The 21,655-nt window shown below is 29.2% G+C and carries 23 protein-coding genes and 1 pseudogene; 23 read left to right on the forward strand and 1 reads right to left on the reverse strand.

Features of this window, described 5'->3' with window-relative positions:
• Position 1: 1 nt before the first annotated feature.
• The 23 genes and pseudogenes from holA (at position 2) to ACMCMH_RS05450 (ending at position 19,673) form a co-directional block, all read left to right on the forward strand.
• Complete coding sequence (gene holA, locus ACMCMH_RS05340; RefSeq protein ID WP_412727812.1) at positions 2 to 982, forward strand: DNA polymerase III subunit delta; 981 nt, start codon at positions 2 to 4, stop codon at positions 980 to 982.
• A 103-nt stretch (positions 983 to 1,085) separates the two neighbouring features.
• Positions 1,086 to 1,454, forward strand: a complete 369-nt coding sequence (gene rpsF / locus ACMCMH_RS05345; RefSeq protein WP_412727813.1) for a 30S ribosomal protein S6 — start codon at positions 1,086 to 1,088, stop codon at positions 1,452 to 1,454.
• 28 nt (positions 1,455 to 1,482) lie between these two features.
• The gene (gene ssb, locus ACMCMH_RS05350) at positions 1,483 to 2,031 is read left to right on the forward strand and encodes a single-stranded DNA-binding protein (RefSeq protein ID WP_412727814.1); all 549 of its coding nucleotides are present in this window, start codon (positions 1,483 to 1,485) and stop codon (positions 2,029 to 2,031) included.
• Positions 2,032 to 2,059: 28 nt separating this feature from the next.
• Positions 2,060 to 2,320, forward strand: a complete 261-nt coding sequence (gene rpsR, locus ACMCMH_RS05355; protein WP_412727815.1) for a 30S ribosomal protein S18 — start codon at positions 2,060 to 2,062, stop codon at positions 2,318 to 2,320.
• Between the two features lie 142 nt (positions 2,321 to 2,462).
• Positions 2,463 to 4,280 (forward strand): translational GTPase TypA, encoded by a 1,818-nt coding sequence (gene typA / locus ACMCMH_RS05360; RefSeq protein WP_412727816.1) that lies wholly within the window; start codon positions 2,463 to 2,465, stop codon positions 4,278 to 4,280.
• Positions 4,281 to 4,289: 9 nt separating this feature from the next.
• Positions 4,290 to 4,334 (forward strand): annotated as a pseudogene (locus ACMCMH_RS05365) (hypothetical protein); the annotation flags it as partial.
• 63 nt (positions 4,335 to 4,397) lie between these two features.
• Positions 4,398 to 4,700 (forward strand): YchJ family metal-binding protein, encoded by a 303-nt coding sequence (locus ACMCMH_RS05370; RefSeq protein WP_412727817.1) that lies wholly within the window; start codon positions 4,398 to 4,400, stop codon positions 4,698 to 4,700.
• A 73-nt stretch (positions 4,701 to 4,773) separates the two neighbouring features.
• Positions 4,774 to 5,343 carry a hypothetical protein gene (locus ACMCMH_RS05375; protein ID WP_412727818.1) on the forward strand — a complete coding sequence of 190 codons (570 nt, stop codon included), beginning with the start codon at positions 4,774 to 4,776 and terminating at the stop codon, positions 5,341 to 5,343.
• Between the two features lie 10 nt (positions 5,344 to 5,353).
• Positions 5,354 to 6,337 (forward strand): hypothetical protein, encoded by a 984-nt coding sequence (locus ACMCMH_RS05380; RefSeq protein ID WP_412727819.1) that lies wholly within the window; start codon positions 5,354 to 5,356, stop codon positions 6,335 to 6,337.
• A gap of 36 nt (positions 6,338 to 6,373) precedes the next feature.
• A complete protein-coding gene (pseB, locus tag ACMCMH_RS05385) occupies positions 6,374 to 7,363 on the forward strand; it encodes a UDP-N-acetylglucosamine 4,6-dehydratase (inverting) (protein ID WP_412727820.1) in 990 nt (329 codons plus the stop codon).
• 4 nt (positions 7,364 to 7,367) lie between these two features.
• Positions 7,368 to 8,495 carry a UDP-4-amino-4,6-dideoxy-N-acetyl-beta-L-altrosamine transaminase gene (pseC, locus tag ACMCMH_RS05390; protein ID WP_412727821.1) on the forward strand — a complete coding sequence of 376 codons (1,128 nt, stop codon included), beginning with the start codon at positions 7,368 to 7,370 and terminating at the stop codon, positions 8,493 to 8,495.
• Positions 8,492 to 9,277 carry a pseudaminic acid cytidylyltransferase gene (gene pseF / locus ACMCMH_RS05395; RefSeq protein WP_412727822.1) on the forward strand — a complete coding sequence of 262 codons (786 nt, stop codon included), beginning with the start codon at positions 8,492 to 8,494 and terminating at the stop codon, positions 9,275 to 9,277. Before pseC ends, pseF begins: the two co-directional genes overlap by 4 nt.
• Positions 9,267 to 10,190 carry a UDP-2,4-diacetamido-2,4,6-trideoxy-beta-L-altropyranose hydrolase gene (gene pseG, locus ACMCMH_RS05400; RefSeq protein ID WP_412727823.1) on the forward strand — a complete coding sequence of 308 codons (924 nt, stop codon included), beginning with the start codon at positions 9,267 to 9,269 and terminating at the stop codon, positions 10,188 to 10,190. The genes pseF and pseG overlap by 11 nt, the downstream gene beginning before the upstream one ends.
• Positions 10,187 to 10,660 carry a UDP-4-amino-4,6-dideoxy-N-acetyl-beta-L-altrosamine N-acetyltransferase gene (pseH, locus tag ACMCMH_RS05405; protein ID WP_412727824.1) on the forward strand — a complete coding sequence of 158 codons (474 nt, stop codon included), beginning with the start codon at positions 10,187 to 10,189 and terminating at the stop codon, positions 10,658 to 10,660. The genes pseG and pseH overlap by 4 nt, the downstream gene beginning before the upstream one ends.
• Positions 10,647 to 11,669: a pseudaminic acid synthase gene (gene pseI, locus ACMCMH_RS05410; RefSeq protein WP_412727825.1), complete on the forward strand. Its 1,023-nt coding sequence runs from the start codon at positions 10,647 to 10,649 to the stop codon at positions 11,667 to 11,669. The genes pseH and pseI overlap by 14 nt, the downstream gene beginning before the upstream one ends.
• A 50-nt stretch (positions 11,670 to 11,719) precedes the next feature.
• On the forward strand, positions 11,720 to 12,691 hold the full coding sequence (locus ACMCMH_RS05415) for a class I SAM-dependent methyltransferase (RefSeq protein ID WP_412727826.1): 972 nt from the start codon (positions 11,720 to 11,722) through the stop codon (positions 12,689 to 12,691).
• A complete protein-coding gene (locus ACMCMH_RS05420) occupies positions 12,688 to 13,824 on the forward strand; it encodes an N-acetyl sugar amidotransferase (RefSeq protein WP_412727827.1) in 1,137 nt (378 codons plus the stop codon). The genes ACMCMH_RS05415 and ACMCMH_RS05420 overlap by 4 nt, the downstream gene beginning before the upstream one ends.
• A gap of 25 nt (positions 13,825 to 13,849) precedes the next feature.
• Positions 13,850 to 14,437 (forward strand): imidazole glycerol phosphate synthase subunit HisH, encoded by a 588-nt coding sequence (gene hisH / locus ACMCMH_RS05425; protein WP_412728001.1) that lies wholly within the window; start codon positions 13,850 to 13,852, stop codon positions 14,435 to 14,437.
• 2 nt (positions 14,438 to 14,439) lie between these two features.
• Complete coding sequence (gene wbuZ, locus ACMCMH_RS05430) at positions 14,440 to 15,219, forward strand: glycosyl amidation-associated protein WbuZ (protein ID WP_412727828.1); 780 nt, start codon at positions 14,440 to 14,442, stop codon at positions 15,217 to 15,219.
• Positions 15,209 to 16,489, forward strand: coding sequence for a GNAT family N-acetyltransferase (locus ACMCMH_RS05435; protein ID WP_412727829.1), 1,281 nt, complete (start codon positions 15,209 to 15,211; stop codon positions 16,487 to 16,489). Before wbuZ ends, ACMCMH_RS05435 begins: the two co-directional genes overlap by 11 nt.
• The gene (locus ACMCMH_RS05440) at positions 16,486 to 17,466 is read left to right on the forward strand and encodes a Gfo/Idh/MocA family protein (RefSeq protein WP_412727830.1); all 981 of its coding nucleotides are present in this window, start codon (positions 16,486 to 16,488) and stop codon (positions 17,464 to 17,466) included. The genes ACMCMH_RS05435 and ACMCMH_RS05440 overlap by 4 nt, the downstream gene beginning before the upstream one ends.
• Entirely contained in the window at positions 17,459 to 18,748 is a 1,290-nt protein-coding gene (locus tag ACMCMH_RS05445) for a DegT/DnrJ/EryC1/StrS family aminotransferase (protein ID WP_412727831.1), read from the forward strand. Before ACMCMH_RS05440 ends, ACMCMH_RS05445 begins: the two co-directional genes overlap by 8 nt.
• Positions 18,732 to 19,673 carry a hypothetical protein gene (locus tag ACMCMH_RS05450; protein WP_412727832.1) on the forward strand — a complete coding sequence of 314 codons (942 nt, stop codon included), beginning with the start codon at positions 18,732 to 18,734 and terminating at the stop codon, positions 19,671 to 19,673. The genes ACMCMH_RS05445 and ACMCMH_RS05450 overlap by 17 nt, the downstream gene beginning before the upstream one ends.
• Here the strand turns inward: ACMCMH_RS05450 and ACMCMH_RS05455 are convergent.
• The gene (locus ACMCMH_RS05455; protein ID WP_412727833.1) at positions 19,670 to 21,637 is read right to left on the reverse strand and encodes a 6-hydroxymethylpterin diphosphokinase MptE-like protein; all 1,968 of its coding nucleotides are present in this window, start codon (positions 21,635 to 21,637) and stop codon (positions 19,670 to 19,672) included. The two genes, ACMCMH_RS05450 and ACMCMH_RS05455, sit on opposite strands and share 4 nt — an antisense overlap.
• Positions 21,638 to 21,655 lie beyond the last annotated feature (18 nt).

Below are 21,655 nucleotides of genomic sequence, written 5' to 3' on the forward strand. Positions count from 1 at the left end.
AATGTACAAAAAACAATTTGACAATGAATTTACTTCCAATATTCAATATAATGCCTATATGTTTTATGGTCAATGTGATTATTTAGTTGATACTTATTCAAATAAAGTAGCATCAAAATTAGCAAATGATGATGAGATCAGAAAGATATACTTTGATGAATATAACTTTAAAGATTGCGAAAATTATCTATCACAATCTTCACTTTTTGCATCTTCAAATATACTTTTAATAAAAACTCAAAAAAAGATTCCAAAAAAAGAACTTGATGAGCTTATAAAATTTTGTAATACTAATCCTGAAAGTTATCTTATAGTCTCTTGCGTAGGAGATACTGATTTTAAAACGATGGCAAAAAGTTTTACTAAAAAAACCAATTCTTGTGAAGTACGGTTTTTTGCTCCAACTGACCAGGAGGCTGTTCATATTTTAAATGAAGTTGCCATTTCAAAAAATATTCAATGTGGATTCGGAGAATTACAATACCTTTATAATATGCATCAAAAAAATTTAAGTCTTGCTGTGAATGATTTAAATAAATTATCGATACTTCAAACACCCATTACAGCAAATATAATAAATGCACAATGTTTTGGTATGGGTGCTGTTTCATTAGATGATTTTTTTAATAAACTCTTTACAGCTCAAGCTATCAATAAAGATTTATACATGCTTTTAGAAGAGGGGATGAATGAGATAAATCTTATCAATCAAACAACATCTTTCATACAACAACTTTTTAGTATCAATAGCTACTTAAAACTCAATGGTCAACTCAATATTTTAGAGATTTGGGGATATAAACTTCCAACTAATATAGCAAATGCAAGAGCAAGTATTGCTATGAAGTTTAACAATGACGAATTTACAGAGATGTTAAATTTCTTTTTAAATTTAGAATTAGAACTAAAAACAAAAAAGGGTTTGGAGATAAATAGTTATACCCAAGCTTGTTTTAGGAAATTCTCAGCTAGTTTAAGATAAAATCGCCATTCAAAGTGGAAATAATTTAAGTTTTATTTAAATTATCACCCCTTACCTTGCTGATAAATTCCTGTTTACCGGCTTAAAACCAAAAGGAGAAAGAATGGCTAGAATTAGACATTATGAGACTATGTTTATAGTTAAAGCGACACTTACAGATGAGGAAACTCAAGCAGAAATTGCAACTGTAAAAGCAAATATTGAAAAAAATGGTGGAACAATCGTTTCTGTTGATGATATGGGTTCAAGAAACCTTGCTTATGAAATCGAAAAGCAAAAAAGAGGTTACTACTATGTAATCTACTTTACTGCACCTTCTGAATCAATTACTGAATTAGAAAGAAATTACAGAGTAAATGAAAATATCATTAGATTTATTTTCATTAAGTCTGAAAGTAAAACAGAGATCAAGCACTGGACAGCAATGTCTGAAGAAGCTGCTAAGCGTTCAGAAAAAGCAACTGCAAAATAATTTTAGTGCTAATTAAAAGGAATTTTTTATGTACAATAAAGTGATAACAATAGGAAACCTAACAAGAGATATTGAGTTAAAATATCTTCCAAGTGGAAGTGCTATAGCAAATGGTGCTATAGCAACTAGCCACAAATATAAAAAACAAAATGGAGAACAAGTTGATGAAGTTTGTTTTTTAGATTTTTCTATATTTGGTAAAGGTGGTGAGATTTTCAATCAATATGTACGAAAAGGTTCTAAGGTTATGCTTGAGGGAAGATTGGTTTTCCAACAATGGAAAGCACAAGATGGAACAAATAGAAGTAGACATGCATTGAGTGTAACAGAATTTAAGTTTTTAGACGGTAAATCTGATTCACAAGATATGGGTGGAAACAACTATAATGCACCACAGCAAATGAATCAACCACAACAGCAAAACTATAATGCTCAAGCTCAGCAATATAGTCAACCAGCACAACAAAATTATAATGCGCCACAGCAACAACAAAGTGGTGGTATGCACTCAGGGCAGAATGCTTATGAACAAAACATACCTACAATTGATATAGACAACGACGAAATACCGTTTTAGTCTTTAGAAGAATATAAAAGGAACAGTTATGGCTGAAAGAAGAAAATTCGCAAAAAAATATTGTAAATACTCTGCAATGAAATTAGATTACATCGATTACAAAAATGGAGAATTATTAAAAATCTCTATGTCTGAAAGAGGTAAAATTATGCCTAGAAGACTTACTGGAACATCTAAAAGATTTCAAGAGCAAGTTGAAAATGCAATTAAAAGAGCAAGACACATGGCTCTTGTACCTTACATTGTAAACACAAGTGATTTAGCAGACGCAGCATACGCTAGAAGATAATAAACTATCTTAAAAATAAAAAAGGGAACTTCAAATTGAAGTTCCCTTTTTTTATGTAAAATCAATACACTTAATAACTATTAAATTAAAATTTTGATATAATCGCGAAAATTAATAGAAGGTTTAAAGCCTAGGAGAATATATGAGAGATATTAGAAATATTGCCGTTATCGCGCACGTTGACCACGGTAAAACAACACTTGTAGATGAACTACTAAAACAATCTGGTACATTCGATGACAGAGCAGAAACTGAAGACAGAATGATGGATAGTAATGATATCGAAAAAGAAAGAGGGATTACTATTCTTGCTAAGAATACTGCTATTGACTACAAAGATGTAAGAATTAACATCATTGACACTCCGGGCCATGCCGATTTTGGTGGAGAAGTTGAGCGAGTTCTTAAAATGGTTGATTCTGTTTTATTACTTGTAGATGCACAAGAAGGTGTTATGCCACAAACTAAATTTGTTGTTAAAAAAGCACTTGAAATTGGTCATAGACCAATCGTTGTAGTAAATAAAATTGATAAAGATGCTGCTGAGCCAGATAGAGTTGTTGATGAAGTATTTGACCTATTTGACCAAATGGGTGCAACTGAAGAGCAACTTGAATTTCCTGTTGTATATGCAGCAGCTAAAAATGGTATCTCTAGATTAACATTAGATAGTGATAATGAAAATATGATTCCATTATTAGATATGATTTTAGAAGAGGTTCCTGAACCAACTGGTTCTGATGACAATGGTCTTCAACTACAAGTATTTACACTTGGATATGATAACTTTATTGGTAAAATTGGTATTGCTAGAATTTTTAATGGAACAGTTTCTATGGGTGAAAATGTTACTTTAGTGAAAGCTGACGGAGAAAAAGTAAACGGAAGAATCTCTAAACTTATTGGATTTAAAGGTCTTGAAAAAATGGATATCGATAAAGCTGGACATGGTGATATTGTTGCTATTGCTGGTTTTGAAACTGTTGATGTTGGTGATTCTTTATGTGATCCTAAAAACCCAATGCCTCTTGATCCATTACATATTGAAGAGCCTACTTTATCTGTAACATTTGCAGTAAATAACTCTCCATTAGCTGGTACAGAAGGTAAATTTGTTACTTCTAATAAAATTCAAGAAAGACTTGATGCAGAGATGAACACAAACATTGCTATGCAATATGAAGCTAAAGGTGAAGCTGCATTTGAAGTAAGAGGTAGAGGTGAACTACAAATCACTATTCTTGCTGAAAATATGAGAAGAGAAGGTTTTGAATTTTCAATCTCTAGACCAGAAGTTATTGTTAAAGAGATCGATGGTGTTAAGTGTGAGCCTTTTGAACATTTAGTTTGTGATGTTCCAGATGAATTTTCTGGTGCTGTTATTGAAACTCTAGGGAAAAGAAAAGCTGTAATGTCAAACATGGTACCAATGGGTGATGGACAAACTAGAGTTGAATTCGAAATTCCTGCAAGAGGATTAATCGGATACAGAGGTCAATTCCTTACTGATACAAAAGGTGAAGGTGTAATGAACCACTCATTCTTAGAGTTTAGACCACACTCTGGTGCAGTTACATCAAGAATGAATGGAGCACTTACATCAACTGAACAAGGTGAAGCTGTTGCATTCTCAATCTTTAACTTACAAGATAGAGGAATTATGTTTATCTCTCCTCAAACTAAAGTTTATGCTGGTATGGTTATTGGTGAGCATTCAAGAGCAAATGATCTTGATGTTAATCCTGTAAAAGCTAAGCAACAATCAAATGTAAGATCATCTGGTGCAGATGAAGCTATTAAAATTATCCCTGCTAAAGATATGTCTTTAGAGCATGCTTTAGAGTGGATTGAAGATGATGAGCTTGTTGAAGTTACTCCTGAAAACATTAGATTAAGAAAAAGAGAACTTGATCCAACAAAAAGAAGAAGAGCTGAAAAAGCTAAAAAAGATTTAAAGTAGAGATTTATTATCAAACTCTCTGCTAACGCTTCTTGTCCTTGTGAAAGTGGTAACAAATATAAAAAATGTTGCCAACCTTTCCACAAAGGGATACTACCAAAAACTGCGTTACAACTTATGAGATCTAGGTATTGTGCATACTACTTACACAATGCAGATTATATTATCAAAACAACACATGAACAAAATATAGATTTTACAGATGATACACAGCAGTGGAAAAAAGAAATTTTAGACTTTACTTCAAATTATAAATTTGAAAAACTTACTATAATTGAGTTTATTGAAAATGACAAACGCTCTTATGTCACATTTCATGCAAAGATAACACATGACGCAAAAGATTATTCATTTACAGAAAAAAGTGCCTTTGAAAAGAAAAATCATGCATGGTTGTATTTAGAAGCTGTAAATATCTAAACGACTCTAAACATATAATAAATAAACTTTAGCTATACTATTGCTTAAAATAATACATAATAAGGTTTATAATATGAGTTTAAAAGAAGATGTTGACTATATCAAAAAAGAGATATCAGCAGAAGAGAGTTATATCGAAAACTTTTTCAAAGTTGAAAAGTTCTTCAAAAAATATAAAAAAATACTATTGACACTTGTAGCTGCAATAATTCTATCAATAATAGGTTATTATACATCATCATATATAACAGAAAAAAATACGCTTCATGCAAATATAGCATTTAATACTTTACTTAAAAATCCAAATGACAAAGAAGCACTTGCTATTTTAAAAACAAAAAATCCAAAACTATATGAAATATTTCAATATAAAATAGATACAACAAAAGAAACAAATGCAGAATTTTTCAAACAATTAGTACAGTACAAAAATGCCATCAAAGAAAATAGCATCGAAAAAATTGATGAAGTAACACAAGAACAAAAATTTCTTCTTAAAGATTTTGCACTTCTAAATAAAGCACTCATCCAAACAGAAAAATCACAATATACTGAAGCAAAAGAGACTCTAAAACTTATCAGTGATAAATCAGAAGTATCTCCACTAGCCAAAATGCTTGAGCATTTTTTGTTAACAAAATAAGGAACACAATATGACTAAATTATTATCATTTACATTACTATTTTTGATTCTATTTACAGGGTGTAGTTCAAAAAAATATTTTGAACCAGAAGATACAATTAGCTTCAAAAGTGATTCACTCGATTTAGAGGCCTCAATTATTGACTTAAATGCAAATGGTGCAACTTTAGAAAACTATACCTATGTTTCAAAAAAAGGTGTTCATACTCACACAAAAGAGGGATATACATTTTTAAACTATATAGATAATACTATTTTATCAGCTGATGACAATGCTTCTATCCATATTAAAAATAAAAATTTAGATGAAGTAATTTCTTTTGATAAAAACATCATATCTGCTTCTAAAAGCAAAAACTTATTAGCTTTTGGTTCGATGGATAACTCTATTGTTTTATATGACTTAAATACAAAACAAGTACTATTTAAAGAATATCTACAAACATCTGTTGTAAATAATATAAAAATTACAAATCCTGTTTTTTTAAATACTGTTATTTTATATCCTACACTAGATGGGAAAGTTGTTATTGTTGATATTAAAAATAAATCTATAGTAAAAACAATCAATATAGATCCCCAAAGTGATGTAAACAATATAATCTTTTTACAAGAGATTGATGATGCCTTAGTTGCAGCAACTTCAAAAAAACTTTTTACATTTATAGAGGGGAAAGCCAATATAAAAGATGTAGAGGTACAAAATATCATCATTAAAGATGACTTTATATATGTTGCTACATTAGATGGTAGAATTCTTAAGTATGATACTTCTCTGAATATTTTAGCATCAAAAAAATTCAAGTTTGCAAAAATCAATGCTCTTGCATTTGGCGAAAACTTATACGCACTTGAATCACAAGGATACCTTATCAAGATTTCACCTGATTTTACAGATGTAATAATTTATGATTTCTCATTTGATAATGAAGAGAAAGTAATAGGTATTGATGATAAAATTTATTTTGAAGATGAGTATATTATTGTAAAATAATATACACTTTAATACAACTCAATATTAGGATTTAATATGTTCAATGGAAAAAATATACTCATAACAGGTGGAACTGGAAGTTTTGGTAAAAAATATACACAAATACTTTTAAAAAATTATAAACCTAATAAAATCATCATATTTAGTAGAGATGAACTCAAACAATACGAAATGGCACAAGATTTCAATGAGTCTTGTATGCGATATTTTATAGGTGATGTTCGAGATGCTGATCGACTAAAAAAAGCGATGAAAGATGTTGACTTTGTTATTCATGCAGCTGCTTTAAAACATGTGCCAATTGCTGAGTATAATCCAATGGAATGTATCAAAACAAATATCAACGGTGCACAAAATGTTATCGATGCAGCTATTGAAAACAAAGTTTCAAAAGTGATTGCTCTTTCAACTGATAAAGCAGCAAATCCGGTAAACCTTTATGGTGCGACAAAACTAGCAAGCGATAAACTTTTTGTTGCTGCAAATAATCTCGTAGGGGAACAAGAAACATCTTTTGCAGTTGTACGATATGGAAATGTCGTAGGAAGCCGTGGAAGTGTTGTACCATTTTTTAGAAAACTTATCCATGAAGGTGCAAAAAAAATTCCTATCACAGATGATAAAATGACACGATTTTTTATCACTCTTGAAGATGGTGTAAATTTTGTACTAAAAAACTTTGATAGAATGCAAGGTGGAGAGATATTTATACCTAAAATTGCATCAATGAAAATAGTAGATATGGCAAATGCAATTGCACCTAATCTTGAGCATGAGATAGTAGGAATAAGACCAGGAGAAAAGCTCCATGAGATAATGTGTCCAGCAGATGATAGTCACCTTACTCTTGAATTTGACGATCACTTTGTGATCAAACCAACTATTACTTTTACTAGAAAATGCGATTATGCCAAAAATAAACTAGGAGAAGTTGGTGTTCCTGTAAAACAAGGTTTTGAATACAATTCTGGAAATAATACCCAATGGCTCACAAATGAAGAACTCTTAAAGATGGCAAAGGACTAAAGCAATGAATTTTATACCTTATGGTAAGCAATTCATTGATGAAAAAGATATACAAAATGTTGTAGATACTTTACAATCAGATTTTTTAACCACTGGTCCAAAAATAAAAGAGTTTGAAGATGCTATATCTGATTATTGTGGGGCAAAATATTGTGTGGCTGTTTGCAATGGAACAGCTGCTTTGCATTTATCTTCACTTGTACTTCTAAGTGAAAATGATAAAGTTTTAACAACTCCAAACTCTTTTTTAGCGACAAGTAACGCTATACTTTATACAAAAGCAAAACCAATATTTATAGATATAGCTAATGATGGAAATATAGATTTAGATTTATGTGAACAAGCTCTTCAAAAAGACCCAAACATAAAAGCTCTTTATGGTGTTTCGTTTTCAGGAAATTTGCTAAATCAAACAAAACTACAATATCTAAAAAAGACTTATGGTATCAAAATACTAGAAGACAATGCCCATGCTATTGGAGCTATTTATGATGGTATAAAAGCTGGTAGTTGTCAAAATTCTGATTGTTCAATATTCTCTTTTCATCCTGTAAAACACCTTACCACAGCAGAAGGTGGTGCTATTACTACAAATTCAGAAGAGGTCTATGAAAAACTTCTAACCTTACGATCACACGGTATGATAAAAACACCAGAGATGAAACCATGGGAATATGAGATGCACTCATTAGGATTTAACTATCGTATTACCGATATTCAATGTGCGTTGGGACTCTCTCAACTTTCCAAACTAGATACATTTATAGAAAAAAGATATAACATAGCCAAAAAATATGATAAAGCTTTTGAAAGAACTATGGTAAAACCACTCTATACTTTTAATAGTGGTAAATCATCCTATCATCTGTATGTAGTGCAAGTTGATTTTACAAAGCTTAAGATCACTAAAAAGGAGTTGTTTATAAAAACGAAAGAGAAAAACATAGGGATACAACTTCATTATATCCCTATAAATAAACAGCCTTTTTATAAAAAACTTGGATATGGAAATGAATCAACACCTATGATGGATAAGTATTATGAAGAGTGCTTTTCACTTCCTATGTATTATAGTTTGACAAGTGATGAACAAAAGTATGTGATAAAAACCTTATTTGAGATTTTGATATGAACACGAATGCCATAGCCATAATACCAGCACGAGGTGGAAGTAAAAGAATACCAAAAAAAAATATAAAAGACTTTTTTGGTAAACCACTTATTGCTTATAGTATTGAGGTCGCACTTGACTCAAAGCTTTTTGATAAAGTAATAGTCAGTACTGATGATGAAAACATAGCTCAGATAGCTAGAAAATATGGGGCAGAAGTACCATTTATAAGACCGCCTGAACTTAGTGATGATTTTACAGGTACGGGTGAAGTTGTAAATCATACTATAGAGTACCTAAAAGCTCAAAGTGAAGAGTATGAGTATATCTGCACTATCTATGCCACAGCACCACTTCTACAAAAAAAGTATCTCATAGATGGTTACCAACAACTTCAAACAAGCGATGCTATAAATGCTTTTAGTGCAACAACTATGCCTTTTCCAATTCAAAGAACATTTAAACTAAATGGTGATGGAAGATGTGAAATGTTCACACCTGAACACTATATGACAAGAAGTCAAGACTTAGAAGAAGCCTATCACGATGCTGGTCAGTTTTACTGGACAAAATATGGTAAAAAATCAGATGAAGTGATGTTTAGCAAAGATAGTATTCCTATTATTTTACCTCGTCATTTAGTTCAGGACATTGATACTTTAGAGGATTGGGAACGAGCTGAACTTATGTATCAAGTATTAAACAATAAATTTATGAAAATTACCTCTTCTAAAAGAAGAGGAATGCCAACTAGGGCGAAATGTAAGAATATTACATCAAAAGAGGTTAAAGATGTCAAATAATATTCTCTTTCGAGCAGATTCATCCTCTACCATAGGTACCGGTCATATTATGCGAGATTTAGTTTTAGCACAACAATATGCAAAAAAAGGTAACCATATAATCTTTGCTACTCAAGATTTAAAAGGAAATATAAATCATAAAATTATTGAAGCCAATTATCAACTAAAAATACTAAAATCAAATAATAATGAAGAGTTAGACAAACTAATCCAAAAATTAATAATAGGTATGATTGTCATAGATCATTATGATATTGATTGTAAGTTTGAAAAAAAACTAAAAGATAATAATCCTCATTTAAAAATACTTAGTTTTGATGATACCTATGAAAAACACGACTGCGATATATTATTAAATCACAATATAAGCGCAGATAAAAAAAGATATAAAGGATTAGTTCCAAAAGAGTGTGAGCTTCGTTGTGGAGATAATTATACTTTACTAAGAGATGAGTTCTTGGAAGAAATAAAGAAAAGAAAAAAGAAAAAGAATAATAATTTTACAACTATTTTTATAGCAATGGGTGGGGCTGATCACAGTAATATAAATATTAAAATATTAAAAGTACTCAAAAAGTTTACAAACTTAAAAGTAAATCTAGTTACAACTACTGCTAATAAAAATCTTGAAGAATTGAAAAAGTATTGTAAAGATAAGTCTTGGATAAAATTACATATAAATTCAAATAAAATAGCAAAACTGATAAATAAAAGTGAGTTGGCTATAGTAACTCCTAGTGTGACTGTAAATGAGGTGTATTTTATGAAGGTTCCTTTAATTGCTATTAAAACAGCTGAAAATCAAAATGATATGTACCAGTATTTAAAACAGCAAAAACTTGATGTATTGAAAAAATTTGATAAACAAACGCTACTAAATAAACTACACAAATATTTAAAAGAGAACCAATGATAGAGTTAATAAATTTTATAAATTTAGAATATGATGAAAAAGTAATGATTTTAAACTGGAGAAATCATCCTAAAATCAAATCTGTTATGCACAATAATTTAGATATTTTACTTGATGATCATTTAAATTTTATCGAATCTCTAAAAAAAAGAGACGATAAAAAATATTTTTTAGTAAAAGAGAACTCCTTAAATATAGGAGTGATTGATTTTATTAATATTACAAAATATGAAGCAGAATTGGGTATTTACTCAAACCCTGATTTAAGAGGATATGGAACTTTACTTTTAAGTGAAATATGTACATATGCATTTGAAACTTTAAAAGTACAGGTCTTAAAAGCTGAAGTGTATAAAACTAATGTGACTGCCATACAACTATATCAAAAGTTTAATTTTAAAGAAATTCAATCAAAAAATAAAGAAAATAAAGAGATTATATATATGGAGTTGAAAAATGAAAATTGGTAATTTTGATTTACTAAAAGATGGAACATACATTATAGCAGAACTCAGTGCCAATCATGGTGGTAAAATCGAAATTGCAAAAGAAACAATTACAGCAGCCAAAGAGTGTGGTGCAAATGCTATAAAACTTCAAACTTACACTGCTGATACTATTACACTTAATTGTGATAAAGAAGACTTTATTATAAAAGGGGGAACTCTTTGGGATGATAAAAAACTGTATGATTTATATAACGAAGCATATCTTCCATGGGAATGGCATGAGGAACTATTTTCTTATGCAAGAGAAATAGGAATAAACATATTTTCTTCCCCTTTTGATAAAACAGCTGTAGATTTTTTAGATAAATTTAATCCAAGTGCGTATAAAATAGCATCTTTTGAGATAACAGATTATGAACTCATTAGATATACAGCATCTAAAATGAAACCTATCATCATATCAACTGGCATTGCAACCATAGATGAGATACAAGATGCGGTAGATATTTGTAAAAAAGTTGGTAACCACAATATCATTTTACTAAAATGTACAAGTAGCTATCCAGCACCACTAGAAGATGCAAACTTAAAAACGATTCCAAATCTTGCCCAAACATTTGGCGTAATAAGTGGATTTTCAGACCATACTTTAGGAAGTACGGCACCAATAGTTGCAGTGACACTTGGTGCAAAAGTTATAGAAAAACATTTTATCCTTGACAAATCAATAGGTGGAGCTGATGCTGAATTTTCTATGGATAAGCAAGAGTTTAGCGATATGGTAAAAGCAATAAGAGATACAGAGAAACTTATCGGAAAAGTTGACTACTCTATGACAGAAAAAAAGCAAAAATCAAGACAATTTTCTAGAAGTTTATATGTTGCAAAAGATATAAAAAAAGGTGAACTTTTTACAGAAGAAAATATAAGAAGTGTGAGACCCGGATATGGAAAACATCCAAAATATTTAGATGAAGTACTAGGGAAAAAAGCAAAAAAAGAATATAGTTTTGGAAACAGATTAAACTAAATTTAAGAAAAGTTAAATATAATCAATATTAATTAAGTGAAGGTATTATCATGATAAAAACAACCCAAACTGTAAAAGAACTCCACGAAAAGAGAATGAAAATGTGGGATGAAAGTATAGAAAATCACAAAAAATATATCGATTCTAGCACAGGATTATTCTTAGATAAGTTTACAAAAATACGAACTTGCCCTGTTTGTGATGGTAAAAGTTACACATCAATTTTCTCTAAAGAGGGTGGAACTTATGTAAAATGTCAAGATTGTACTATGGTATATCTGAATCCTGTCTTTACTGATGAAGCTATCATAGACTACTATCAAACAAATCATACAGAACAATCTGAAGTTGTAGAATCAGATACAGATAATTTTTATACTGTTATTTATAATGGAGGTCTTCAAGCAATTAAACAAAACAATCCTAATATATCTAATATATTAGATATAGGATGTTCTTCTGGTACTTTTTTAGATTTAGCAAAAGAACAAAATCTTAGTACTTATGGAGTAGAATTAAACAAAGCAGAGTTTGAATTTGTGAAAAAAAAAGGGCATACAGTCTTTAATGAACTTCTTGAAAATCTCTCCTTTGATACGAAGTTTGATGCTATTACTATGTGGGATGTCTTTGAACACATAGTTGATGGAGAATTTTATTTAAACACTATGAAAAACTTGCTTACTGAAAATGGAGTAATTTTCTTGCAAATTCCGAGTTCCGATTCACTTGCTGCAAAAATACTTCAAGAACATTGCAATATGTATGATGGTCTAGAACATGTTAACCTTTATGGAGTTAAAACCATAAAACAACTAGCAAATAGATGCGACTTGGAAGTATTGAACTTAAAAACAGTTATATCTGAAATAGGTATTATTAACAACTTTTTAAGCTATGAAAATCCATACCTAGGAAATACTACAAATAAAGAATTTATTCCAAATATTATTGATGAAGAAAAACTCCATGAAACTTTACAAGGATACAAACTACAAGTAATATTAAGGAAAAGAAAATGAAAATTTGTACAAAATGTGTAATGCCAAATACAAAACCTGATCTTCACTTTGATGAAAATGGAGTATGTGATGCTTGTAGATCACAAGAATCAAAAAACAAAGAGATAGACTGGAAAGCTAGAGAAAAAGAGTTTTTAGAACTTGTAAAAAATTATAAGTCTCATCCAGATTATGACTGTATCATAGGAGTAAGTGGAGGAAAAGATTCGACCTATCAAGTTTTGAAAGTACTTGAGTTAGGACTCAACCCTCTTTGTGTATGTTTTGAACCTACAATTCCAACGCAAATAGGACGAAAAAACCTTGATAATTTGAATAATTTAGGTGTAGATTTAATCCATATAAAAAGAAATCCCATAGTTTATAAAAAACTAGCAAAAGAAGCTTTTCAAAGAACAGGTGATAATGAATGGCAAAACCATTTAGGTATATTTACTACTGTTCCAAAAATGGCAGTAAATTTTAATATACCACTTATTATATGGGGAGAGAGTCCTCAGCTAGAATATGGAGGACCAGCTTCGAGTAAAACAAGAAATACACTTGATAGGCAATGGCTTGAAGAGTTTGGTGGACTTTTGGGAAATAGAATTTCTGATATGATAGGAGTTGATGGTTTAACACAAAAAGACTTATCTTTATATACTTATGTAGAAGATGAAGATATTCATAGAGTTGGTGTTACTGGATTATTTTTAGGATACTATTTCAAGTGGGATTTAAGGGAAGTTCTTACAAAGGCACAAGAACATGGATTTACAGTTCAAGATAGAGCCGTTGAAACAACTTATGAAAATTTTGAAAATTTAGACTGCTATAGTAACCACCTACATGACTATTTAAAATATGTCAAATATGGCTACGGTAGAGCTACTGATAATGCTTGTTTAGATATTCGTCTTGGGTATATATCAAGAGAAGAAGGTGTGAGATTAGTAAATAAATATGATGGGATTCCACCTAAAAAAGCTATTAAAGAGTATCTTGAATACACAGGTTTTACGCAAAAAGGGTTTGATAAAATTGTAGATTCGTATACAAATAAAAGAATTTTTAAAAGAGATGAGAATGGAAAATTTTTAAAAGATATTGATGGATCATTAGTAAAAAAAGAAGAGTATCTTGTCAAATAATAGCTTAGTAATCATTGACTATAAAATGGGTAATCTTCGCTCAGTACAAAAAGCTTTTGAAAAAATAGGCTGTGAAGCTATAATATCTAATGATATAAAAACTATTTCCAATGCAGATAAACTTGTTTTACCGGGTGTTGGTGCATTTAAAGATGGTATGAGATATTTAGAAGAATTAAATTTAATAAAAATTCTTAATAAAAAAGTGATAGAAGATAAAACTCCTCTTTTAGGTATCTGCTTAGGGATGCAACTATTGGCAAATAAAAGTTATGAGAATGGGGAAACTTTAGGATTGGGGTGGATTGATGCAGAGGTTGTTAAATTTACTGTTGATACTCAAAAATTAAAAATTCCTCATGTAGGATGGAATGAAATTTCATTTCAAAATGAACAAAATAAATTATTTGCCAACATAGATAATCACAAAGATTTTTATTTTGTACACTCATACTACTTTAAAGAAAAAGAAAAAGTATCTATTGCTACAACTGATTATGGATTTGAATTTACTTCTGCCATAGCCAAAAATAATATTTTTGCAGTACAGTTTCATCCTGAAAAAAGTCAAACAGATGGTTTACAAATACTCAAAAATTTTTGGGAGCTATAAAAATGTTAAAACATAGAGTAATACCTTGTGTTCTTTTAAAAGATTGGCAGCTTGTAAAAAGTGTACAATTTGATTCTTTTAGAACAGTTGGTCATCCAACTTCAACTGCAAGGATTTACAACTCTCGTAATGTAGATGAACTAATAGTTTTGGATATAGATGCTAGCTTACATAATGAAGAGATCAATACTGAAATTATAACAGATATAGCAGACGAGTGCTTTATGCCACTTACCATAGGTGGGGGAATAAACTCCATAGAAGATATATATAAAGTATTAAATGCTGGTGCTGATAAAGTATCTATAAATTCAAAAGCGATTAAGGATAAAAACTTTATAAAAAAAGCTTCTTCTATCTTTGGTTCACAATGTATTGTCTGTTCAATCGATGTCAAAAAACAAGATAACCATTACAAAGTCTATACGAGAAAAGATGGTATTTTAGATATTGATCCATTAACATTAGCCTTAGAGTATGAAAAATATGGTGCAGGAGAAATTCTTTTAACCTCTGTGGATAATGATGGAACAACAAATGGTTATGATTTAGAACTTTTAGATTACTTTCAAAATAAACTATCAATTCCAATCATCATAAATGGAGGAGCTGGAACTCCAAAACATTGTGTAGAAGCTATAAAAAATGGGGCAGATGCTATTGCCGCTGCGTATATATTTCACTTCTCTAAATACACACCAAATGATATTAAACGAGAGTTGGATAACAATAACATCGATGTAAGAATTCTAAATAATAAAGGAGTTGATAATGAACAATAAAAATATTTTTTTAAGATCAAACCGTTTATACTTTGAACCACTCGAAGAAAAACACCTAAATGTTAGCTACATAAATTGGCTAAATGGTTCTAAAATAACACAATACAACTCTCATGGAGTTTTTCCAAATACAAAAGAAAAAACATCCCGTTATGTTGAAGATATTCAAAATGATTCCTCTTGTATAGTTTTAGCAATTTTTGATCAATTAACCCATAAGCATATCGGAAATATTGCTATTCAAGATATTGACCTTTTAAATTCTACTTGTGAGATTTCTATATTACTCGGAGATAGAGATTATTGGTCCAGTGGATATGGATACGAGGCTTTTCATAGAGTAATACAACATTGTTTTAACAAGTTAAACCTTCATAAAGTTTCAGCCGGTACAACGAGTGACAACATAGGTATGCAAAAAGTTGCAGAAAAACTAGGAATGAAACTTGAAGGTACTAGACGATCTGAGATTAGAAGAGATTCCTCTTATTTTGATATCTATTTGTATGGATTATTAAAAGATGAATATAGAAAACCAAAACAAAAAATAGTAGCCTCAATAGAAGCAAGAATGACATCAAGTAGATTACCAGGAAAAGTTTTAAAAAAAATAAATAATATTCCTGCTTTAGAACTTATGGTTAAAAGAGTTAAAAGATCTAAAAAACTTGATGAAATTATTATTGCTACAACTACGAATACAGAAGATGATCCTATTATAAAATGGTGTGAAATAAATGAAATCAAGTATTATAGAGGAAGTGAAAATAATGTTTATGAAAGAGTTTTAAATTCTCATATTGTAAATAACAGCGATATAGTAATTGAACTCACAGGTGACTGTCCTCTTATAGACCCAAAACTCATTGATGAAGTTATTGAGTGTTACTTAAACAATGATTATGAATATGTATCAAACTGTATTGAAGAAACATATCCTTTAGGAATGGCTGTAGAAGTTTTTTCACTAGAGGCTCTAAAAACTATTAATGATAACAGAGAGTTAGATTTTATAGATAAAGAACATGTATCTGCATTTTTTTATACCTCAAATCAGTACAAAACTCATAATATAGATGCACCAAAAAATCTTTTTTTTCCTGAACTTTCTGTAACACTAGATACTATAGAAGATTTTAATATTATAGAAAAGATTGATAATTGTTTTGAAAATGACACCTATACAATAGAAGATATTATAAAAGTTGCTCAAAAGAACCCTCAGTGGATATTAATAAACAAAGATATACATCGTAAAGGCTTAGAGTGATTTTAAATGTTGCTGTAATTGGTCTTGGAAATATCTCCTTATTATATGATGATAAAAAAGAGACACAAACTGTTTTATCACATGTAAAAGCTTTGTACAAAAATAAGAATTTTACTTTAAAGTATTGTGTAGATATAGATACAACAAATAAAATAAAAGTAGAAGAATTCTTTCCTACAGTATCATTTTATACTGATATTTCTATAATAGAAAATAACAATGATATTGATATTGTCGTACTAGCAACTCCAACATCTACACACTTTGAAATATTTGAGAAACTCAAAAAAAATAAAAACATACAATACTTTTTAATAGAAAAACCACTATTTGATAGAAAGCATACTTTAGATTTTTTTGATAAAAGTATTGAAAAAAAGCTTATTATTAATTATATAAGAGTTTTTGAACCAAATATTCAAGAATTTCAAAAACAAATAGATACTCTTTTATTTGGGGAGCCTCAAAAAATTATTGGAACTTACACTAAGGGTATCAAAAATAATGGTAGCCACTTTATCAGTCTTATAAACTTTTTGTTTAATAATCCAAAAATTCATGATATCAAAATACTCTCTTCACAAAAAGGAATTGAAAATGATCTTACGCTCGATATTATGGCAATTGTGGAATACAAAGAAAAACAGATACCTTTTTACTTAATCGGATTAGATGAAAGTAAATATAGTGTATTTGATATAGATTTTTATTTTGAGAAAGCTAAAGTAAGGATTGAGGATACTGCAAAAACCCTTACAATAAAAAAGGCAACTCAAGATACTATCTATTCTGATTATACAACATTGGTAGATACAAAAAAAGTTTTATTGGACTTTGATAATATAATGAAATATCCCTATGAATATGTTTATAATATACTTCACAAAAACACATTTCAAATTGATTTTGTAGAACATGAACGAAAAAATATAGAATTTTATAAACATTTAGAACAAAAGGAGTTCAATAATGAATAAGCTAGCAATTAATGGTGGTACAAAAGTAAGAACAAAAAAACTTCCTAAATATAATTCAATGGGAGAAAAGGAGATAGATGCGGTAACTAAAGTTATGAAAAATGGAGTGTTATCAAAATTTATTGGAGCTTGGTGTGATGATTTTTATGGAGGGGAAAAAGTACAAGAGTTTGAAAAAAAATGGAGTCAAAAATTTGATGCTAAACATACAATAAGTGTTAACTCAAATAGTTCTGGTATTGTAGCTGCATTAGGTGCTTGTGGCATTGGACTTGGAGATGAAGTCATAGTAAGTCCTTACTCTATGTCTATTTCAGCAACAGCTCCTTTTGTATACAATGCTACACCTGTTTTTTGTGACCTTAATACAGATAATTATGGCTTTGATACAGAACACTTAAAAAGCCTAATTAATGGAAATACAAGAGTTATCATAGTTGTCCATATTTTTGGAATCCCCTCTGATATGGATGAAATATTGAGCATTGCAAAAGAACATAACCTCTATGTGATAGAGGATTGTGCTCAAGCTCCTCTTGCTACTTATAAAGATAAAAAAGTAGGTACATTAGGTGATATTGGTATTTTTAGCTTAAACTACCATAAACATATTCATACAGGTGAAGGGGGTATGTGTACAACAAACAATGATACTCTAGCAACTAAAATGCAACTCATTCGAAATCATGCAGAATCTGTAATCGAAGATAAAGGAGAAACAGCTCTTACAAATATGCTCGGATTTAATTTAAGAATAACTGAACTCCAAGCAGCTATAGGAATTGAACAGTTAAAAAAACTAGAAGATGAAGTACTCCTTCGACAAAAATATGCAAAGATGTATGATAATGCACTTGAAAAATACCCATTTATTAAAACTAATAATTTACAAAATAGACAAAGTGCTCACTATATACAAGTGTTTGAATTTGATGAACAAATAGCTGGTATTAGCAGAGATACATTTATAGAGGCAGTTAAAGCAGAACTTGAACCTGTAGAAGATAGAGAAAATGAAGGTGTTCCTATCTATCAAGGGTATGTTAAGCCGATTTATCTACTCCCTATATTTCAACAAAGGCAAGTATATAATAAAAAGAACTTTTGTTTTAAAGATACCATAACTTATGAAGAGGGGATTTGTCCAAATGTCGAAAAACTTCATCATCATACTTTATGGGAACATGATTTAACAAGAGGACCTCTTACTGAAGATGATATAAAAGATATTATCTTCGCATATACAAAAGTATGTGATAATATTAATGAGCTTAAAAAATAGACTTTTAGTATTTGCTAATGATGCAGCAAGTGCTAGTATCACTTTAGCATACACTTATCTTTATAAAGAGCAATACAAAGAGATATTAGTCTTTCCTTATGATAATGTTGCTAAAAATATTTATAAAGAATATATCCCTTCTTTAATATGTGAAAAAAAAGTTCCTTTTCAACCTACTGATGTGATTGTTACAGGTACATCTGGTATTGATCCCTCGTATGAGATAAATACAATTGTTCAAGCTAAAATAGAAGAGGTAACTAAAGTAATTGTATTAGTTGATAATACAATACATTTTAATATGAGATTTGTATATAAAGATAAGCTGTTACCTGAAAAATATACTCCCGATGAGATTTGGGTATTTCAAAAAAAATTTAAATCCAATATTAAATATATAGATCACAAAATAATCTTTAAAGATGATATCTACACGCAGTTTTTACATCAAGTTTTCAAGAGATTTAATCTAAATAGTATTCATCCCTTTATAAAAGAAAATAAAGAGAATTATCTTGTCATTTTAACAGAATATATTTATGATTTTTATAGACTTGAGTATGGATTTAATGAATATGATATGCTACAAGATATTTTAGAAGGAATAGAGAAGTCAAGTTTAAATATTCCCATATTTTTAAAATTACATCCCAAAGAGTACAGTGAAAAATTTAATATCTTATTACGAAAATATTCTCATCTTAATATAGTAAAGGACTCTTGTAATATACAAGAACTTATCTATTATTCTAAAATTGTTTTTGGTATCAATTCTTCTGTTTTTAAAGAGTGTACCTTATTAAAAAAACCAACATATAGTCTTCAAATTGATTCAAAAAAAGTCATTATTCCTTCTTATTTAGATAAAAAGTTTATCATAAATAGTAACGAAGAGTTAAATTTAGTATTAAAAAAATACTTTTAGCTTATTGCATCTTTCATATCTTTAAATACTGCAATAACACCTTTCGCCCAATGATCTCTTAATAGTTCTAAATTTTTTTGAGTATATAGTTTTTTTTGTTTTAAATTGATTGTAAAGTTTATATAACTATCAACTAAATGTGTGTATTCTAAAAAAACACTTCCAAATACATCAACAGATAATTCTTTTGCTTTTTCCAATATCCATATCATAAAATCAAGTTTTTTAGTAAGAAAATCATCTCTTGAAATTATTTTTTGTTTCTGAAACTTTTTAGCTCGAAGTATAATACTATTAATAATTTTAATGTCATCTTTATAGCAGTCTATTTCTAACACTTGAGATATATTATCAAAAATATTTATAAAATTTATATCTTTCATATCAATATTTGCTGAATATTCTATAAAAGTATCTTTTGTCATTGGCTCTAGACCATTTATATATACACCATCAGATAAATTATATGCTTCATACTTTAAATATTCTTTCATATTCCCTATAACATTATCATAGTTACTTCTGAAACTTATCAATGATCTATTTGTTTTAACTATCTCTCTTAAATTTCCTTTTACCTCTAAAATATCTTCTTTTGAAATAATATCTTCTTTACTTTTTTCTATCTCTAAAAACTCAGTTTGACTATAAGCACTATCAGAACTATATCTTTCTCCTGTTTCCTGATGAAATGCAGCATCATTTCCTATTGTATAGAGTTTTTTGCCACCTAAGTGTGCCATAACATGAAATGCAAAAGTTCCTACATTTGGTACACTTCCAAGACATCCAATTTCTTTATTTATAGTTGTAAACTGACTAACATAGTAGTTTAATTTTCTTTCTCTCAAAATATCCATCACATCGGGATGTTGTTGAGATAGAAGAATAATTACACTATTTTTTAAATATTCAGGGTTTTCTGTAGTTAAAAATTCTGCACATAAAGGAGATGGATCAATCGAAAATATAACATCTGGAACTATTTGAAATTTTTCTAATTTTTTTACAATAACATCCACACAAGCGATTATGTATTTGTCTTGATACTTTTGTATTATTTCTATATAGTCATCTAATGATGGCCCAGCACTAATTAATAATATCTCCTTCGAACCAAACATATTTTTCTCTTGAATATCATTAACTACCAAGAATCTATCTTTTGATCTAATAAAATCTACAGTTCTTTTTACATTTTCTATAACTGCGTTATAAGGAAATGCTCCTGCATAATTATTTTCACAAAATTCTATAAGATGTGTTTTAATATAATCCAAGTTTTTTAAAAGGGTATAATGTTTAATATTATAGTTCATATAACTATGAATACTATAAAAGTCTGTAAAATCCTGTTCCCTCTTTGCTTCGTCATCTCCAATACTTAAGACCAGTGTTCGATTTCCTTTTGCAAATATACTATAATCCATTGTAAAAAGTGATAGTCGAAAGATTTCTAGTTCAGGTTCAACAATTAAAGTTGTATAAGATTCTATTTTTTTCTCAATTTCTTGAATATGATACCCAAGCCCAATACCTATGTAAACAAATTTCATAATCTTTTGAAACTCTACATTTTCTAAATCTACTTTTTCATTAATAAATCCAACCACAGGAAGGACTTCTCCTAAACCATATGGCATAGATAATCTTTGAGATACACCATCTTTTCTAAGTAGATCAAGAGAACTACTCGTAGTAAAATCTACATGTTCTGCTCTTTTTTCTGCATCAATATAACTATTTGTAGCATAATAGTAACCATTATTTTCATAGTTTAATATATCAAAGTATCCATCTTTTAACTCTAAAGAATATTGTTCTTTAATTTTACCATCTTCTAAATCCTTTGAAAATCGATTTAATTTCTCAAATATATCAAAAAAATTCTCTTTTAAAAAATTTAAATTTTTTTGATATACTATCATCACTGATTGCTGTATCTCTGCTAAATCAATATCCATAATTTATTCCTTGTTCTA

Source organism: Arcobacter sp. 15-2 (genome assembly GCF_047159865.1).
GTDB lineage: Bacteria > Campylobacterota > Campylobacteria > Campylobacterales > Arcobacteraceae > JAIOSF01.

Excerpts from the sequence above, each read along its gene's own strand:
- holA (WP_412727812.1), top strand. The coding sequence starts at position 2 with ATGTACAAAAAACAATTTGACAATGAATTTACTTCCAATATTCAATAT.
- rpsF (WP_412727813.1), top strand. The coding sequence starts at position 1,086 with ATGGCTAGAATTAGACATTATGAGACTATGTTTATAGTTAAAGCGACA.
- ssb (WP_412727814.1), top strand. The coding sequence starts at position 1,483 with ATGTACAATAAAGTGATAACAATAGGAAACCTAACAAGAGATATTGAG.
- rpsR (WP_412727815.1), top strand. The coding sequence starts at position 2,060 with ATGGCTGAAAGAAGAAAATTCGCAAAAAAATATTGTAAATACTCTGCA.
- typA (WP_412727816.1), top strand. The coding sequence starts at position 2,463 with ATGAGAGATATTAGAAATATTGCCGTTATCGCGCACGTTGACCACGGT.
- ACMCMH_RS05370 (WP_412727817.1), top strand. The coding sequence starts at position 4,398 with ATGAGATCTAGGTATTGTGCATACTACTTACACAATGCAGATTATATT.
- ACMCMH_RS05375 (WP_412727818.1), top strand. The coding sequence starts at position 4,774 with ATGAGTTTAAAAGAAGATGTTGACTATATCAAAAAAGAGATATCAGCA.
- ACMCMH_RS05380 (WP_412727819.1), top strand. The coding sequence starts at position 5,354 with ATGACTAAATTATTATCATTTACATTACTATTTTTGATTCTATTTACA.
- pseB (WP_412727820.1), top strand. The coding sequence starts at position 6,374 with ATGTTCAATGGAAAAAATATACTCATAACAGGTGGAACTGGAAGTTTT.
- pseC (WP_412727821.1), top strand. The coding sequence starts at position 7,368 with ATGAATTTTATACCTTATGGTAAGCAATTCATTGATGAAAAAGATATA.
- pseF (WP_412727822.1), top strand. The coding sequence starts at position 8,492 with ATGAACACGAATGCCATAGCCATAATACCAGCACGAGGTGGAAGTAAA.
- pseG (WP_412727823.1), top strand. The coding sequence starts at position 9,267 with ATGTCAAATAATATTCTCTTTCGAGCAGATTCATCCTCTACCATAGGT.
- pseH (WP_412727824.1), top strand. The coding sequence starts at position 10,187 with ATGATAGAGTTAATAAATTTTATAAATTTAGAATATGATGAAAAAGTA.
- pseI (WP_412727825.1), top strand. The coding sequence starts at position 10,647 with ATGAAAATTGGTAATTTTGATTTACTAAAAGATGGAACATACATTATA.
- ACMCMH_RS05415 (WP_412727826.1), top strand. The coding sequence starts at position 11,720 with ATGATAAAAACAACCCAAACTGTAAAAGAACTCCACGAAAAGAGAATG.
- ACMCMH_RS05420 (WP_412727827.1), top strand. The coding sequence starts at position 12,688 with ATGAAAATTTGTACAAAATGTGTAATGCCAAATACAAAACCTGATCTT.
- hisH (WP_412728001.1), top strand. The coding sequence starts at position 13,850 with ATGGGTAATCTTCGCTCAGTACAAAAAGCTTTTGAAAAAATAGGCTGT.
- wbuZ (WP_412727828.1), top strand. The coding sequence starts at position 14,440 with ATGTTAAAACATAGAGTAATACCTTGTGTTCTTTTAAAAGATTGGCAG.
- ACMCMH_RS05435 (WP_412727829.1), top strand. The coding sequence starts at position 15,209 with ATGAACAATAAAAATATTTTTTTAAGATCAAACCGTTTATACTTTGAA.
- ACMCMH_RS05445 (WP_412727831.1), top strand. The coding sequence starts at position 17,459 with ATGAATAAGCTAGCAATTAATGGTGGTACAAAAGTAAGAACAAAAAAA.
- ACMCMH_RS05450 (WP_412727832.1), top strand. The coding sequence starts at position 18,732 with ATGAGCTTAAAAAATAGACTTTTAGTATTTGCTAATGATGCAGCAAGT.
- ACMCMH_RS05455 (WP_412727833.1), bottom strand. The coding sequence starts at position 21,637 with ATGGATATTGATTTAGCAGAGATACAGCAATCAGTGATGATAGTATAT.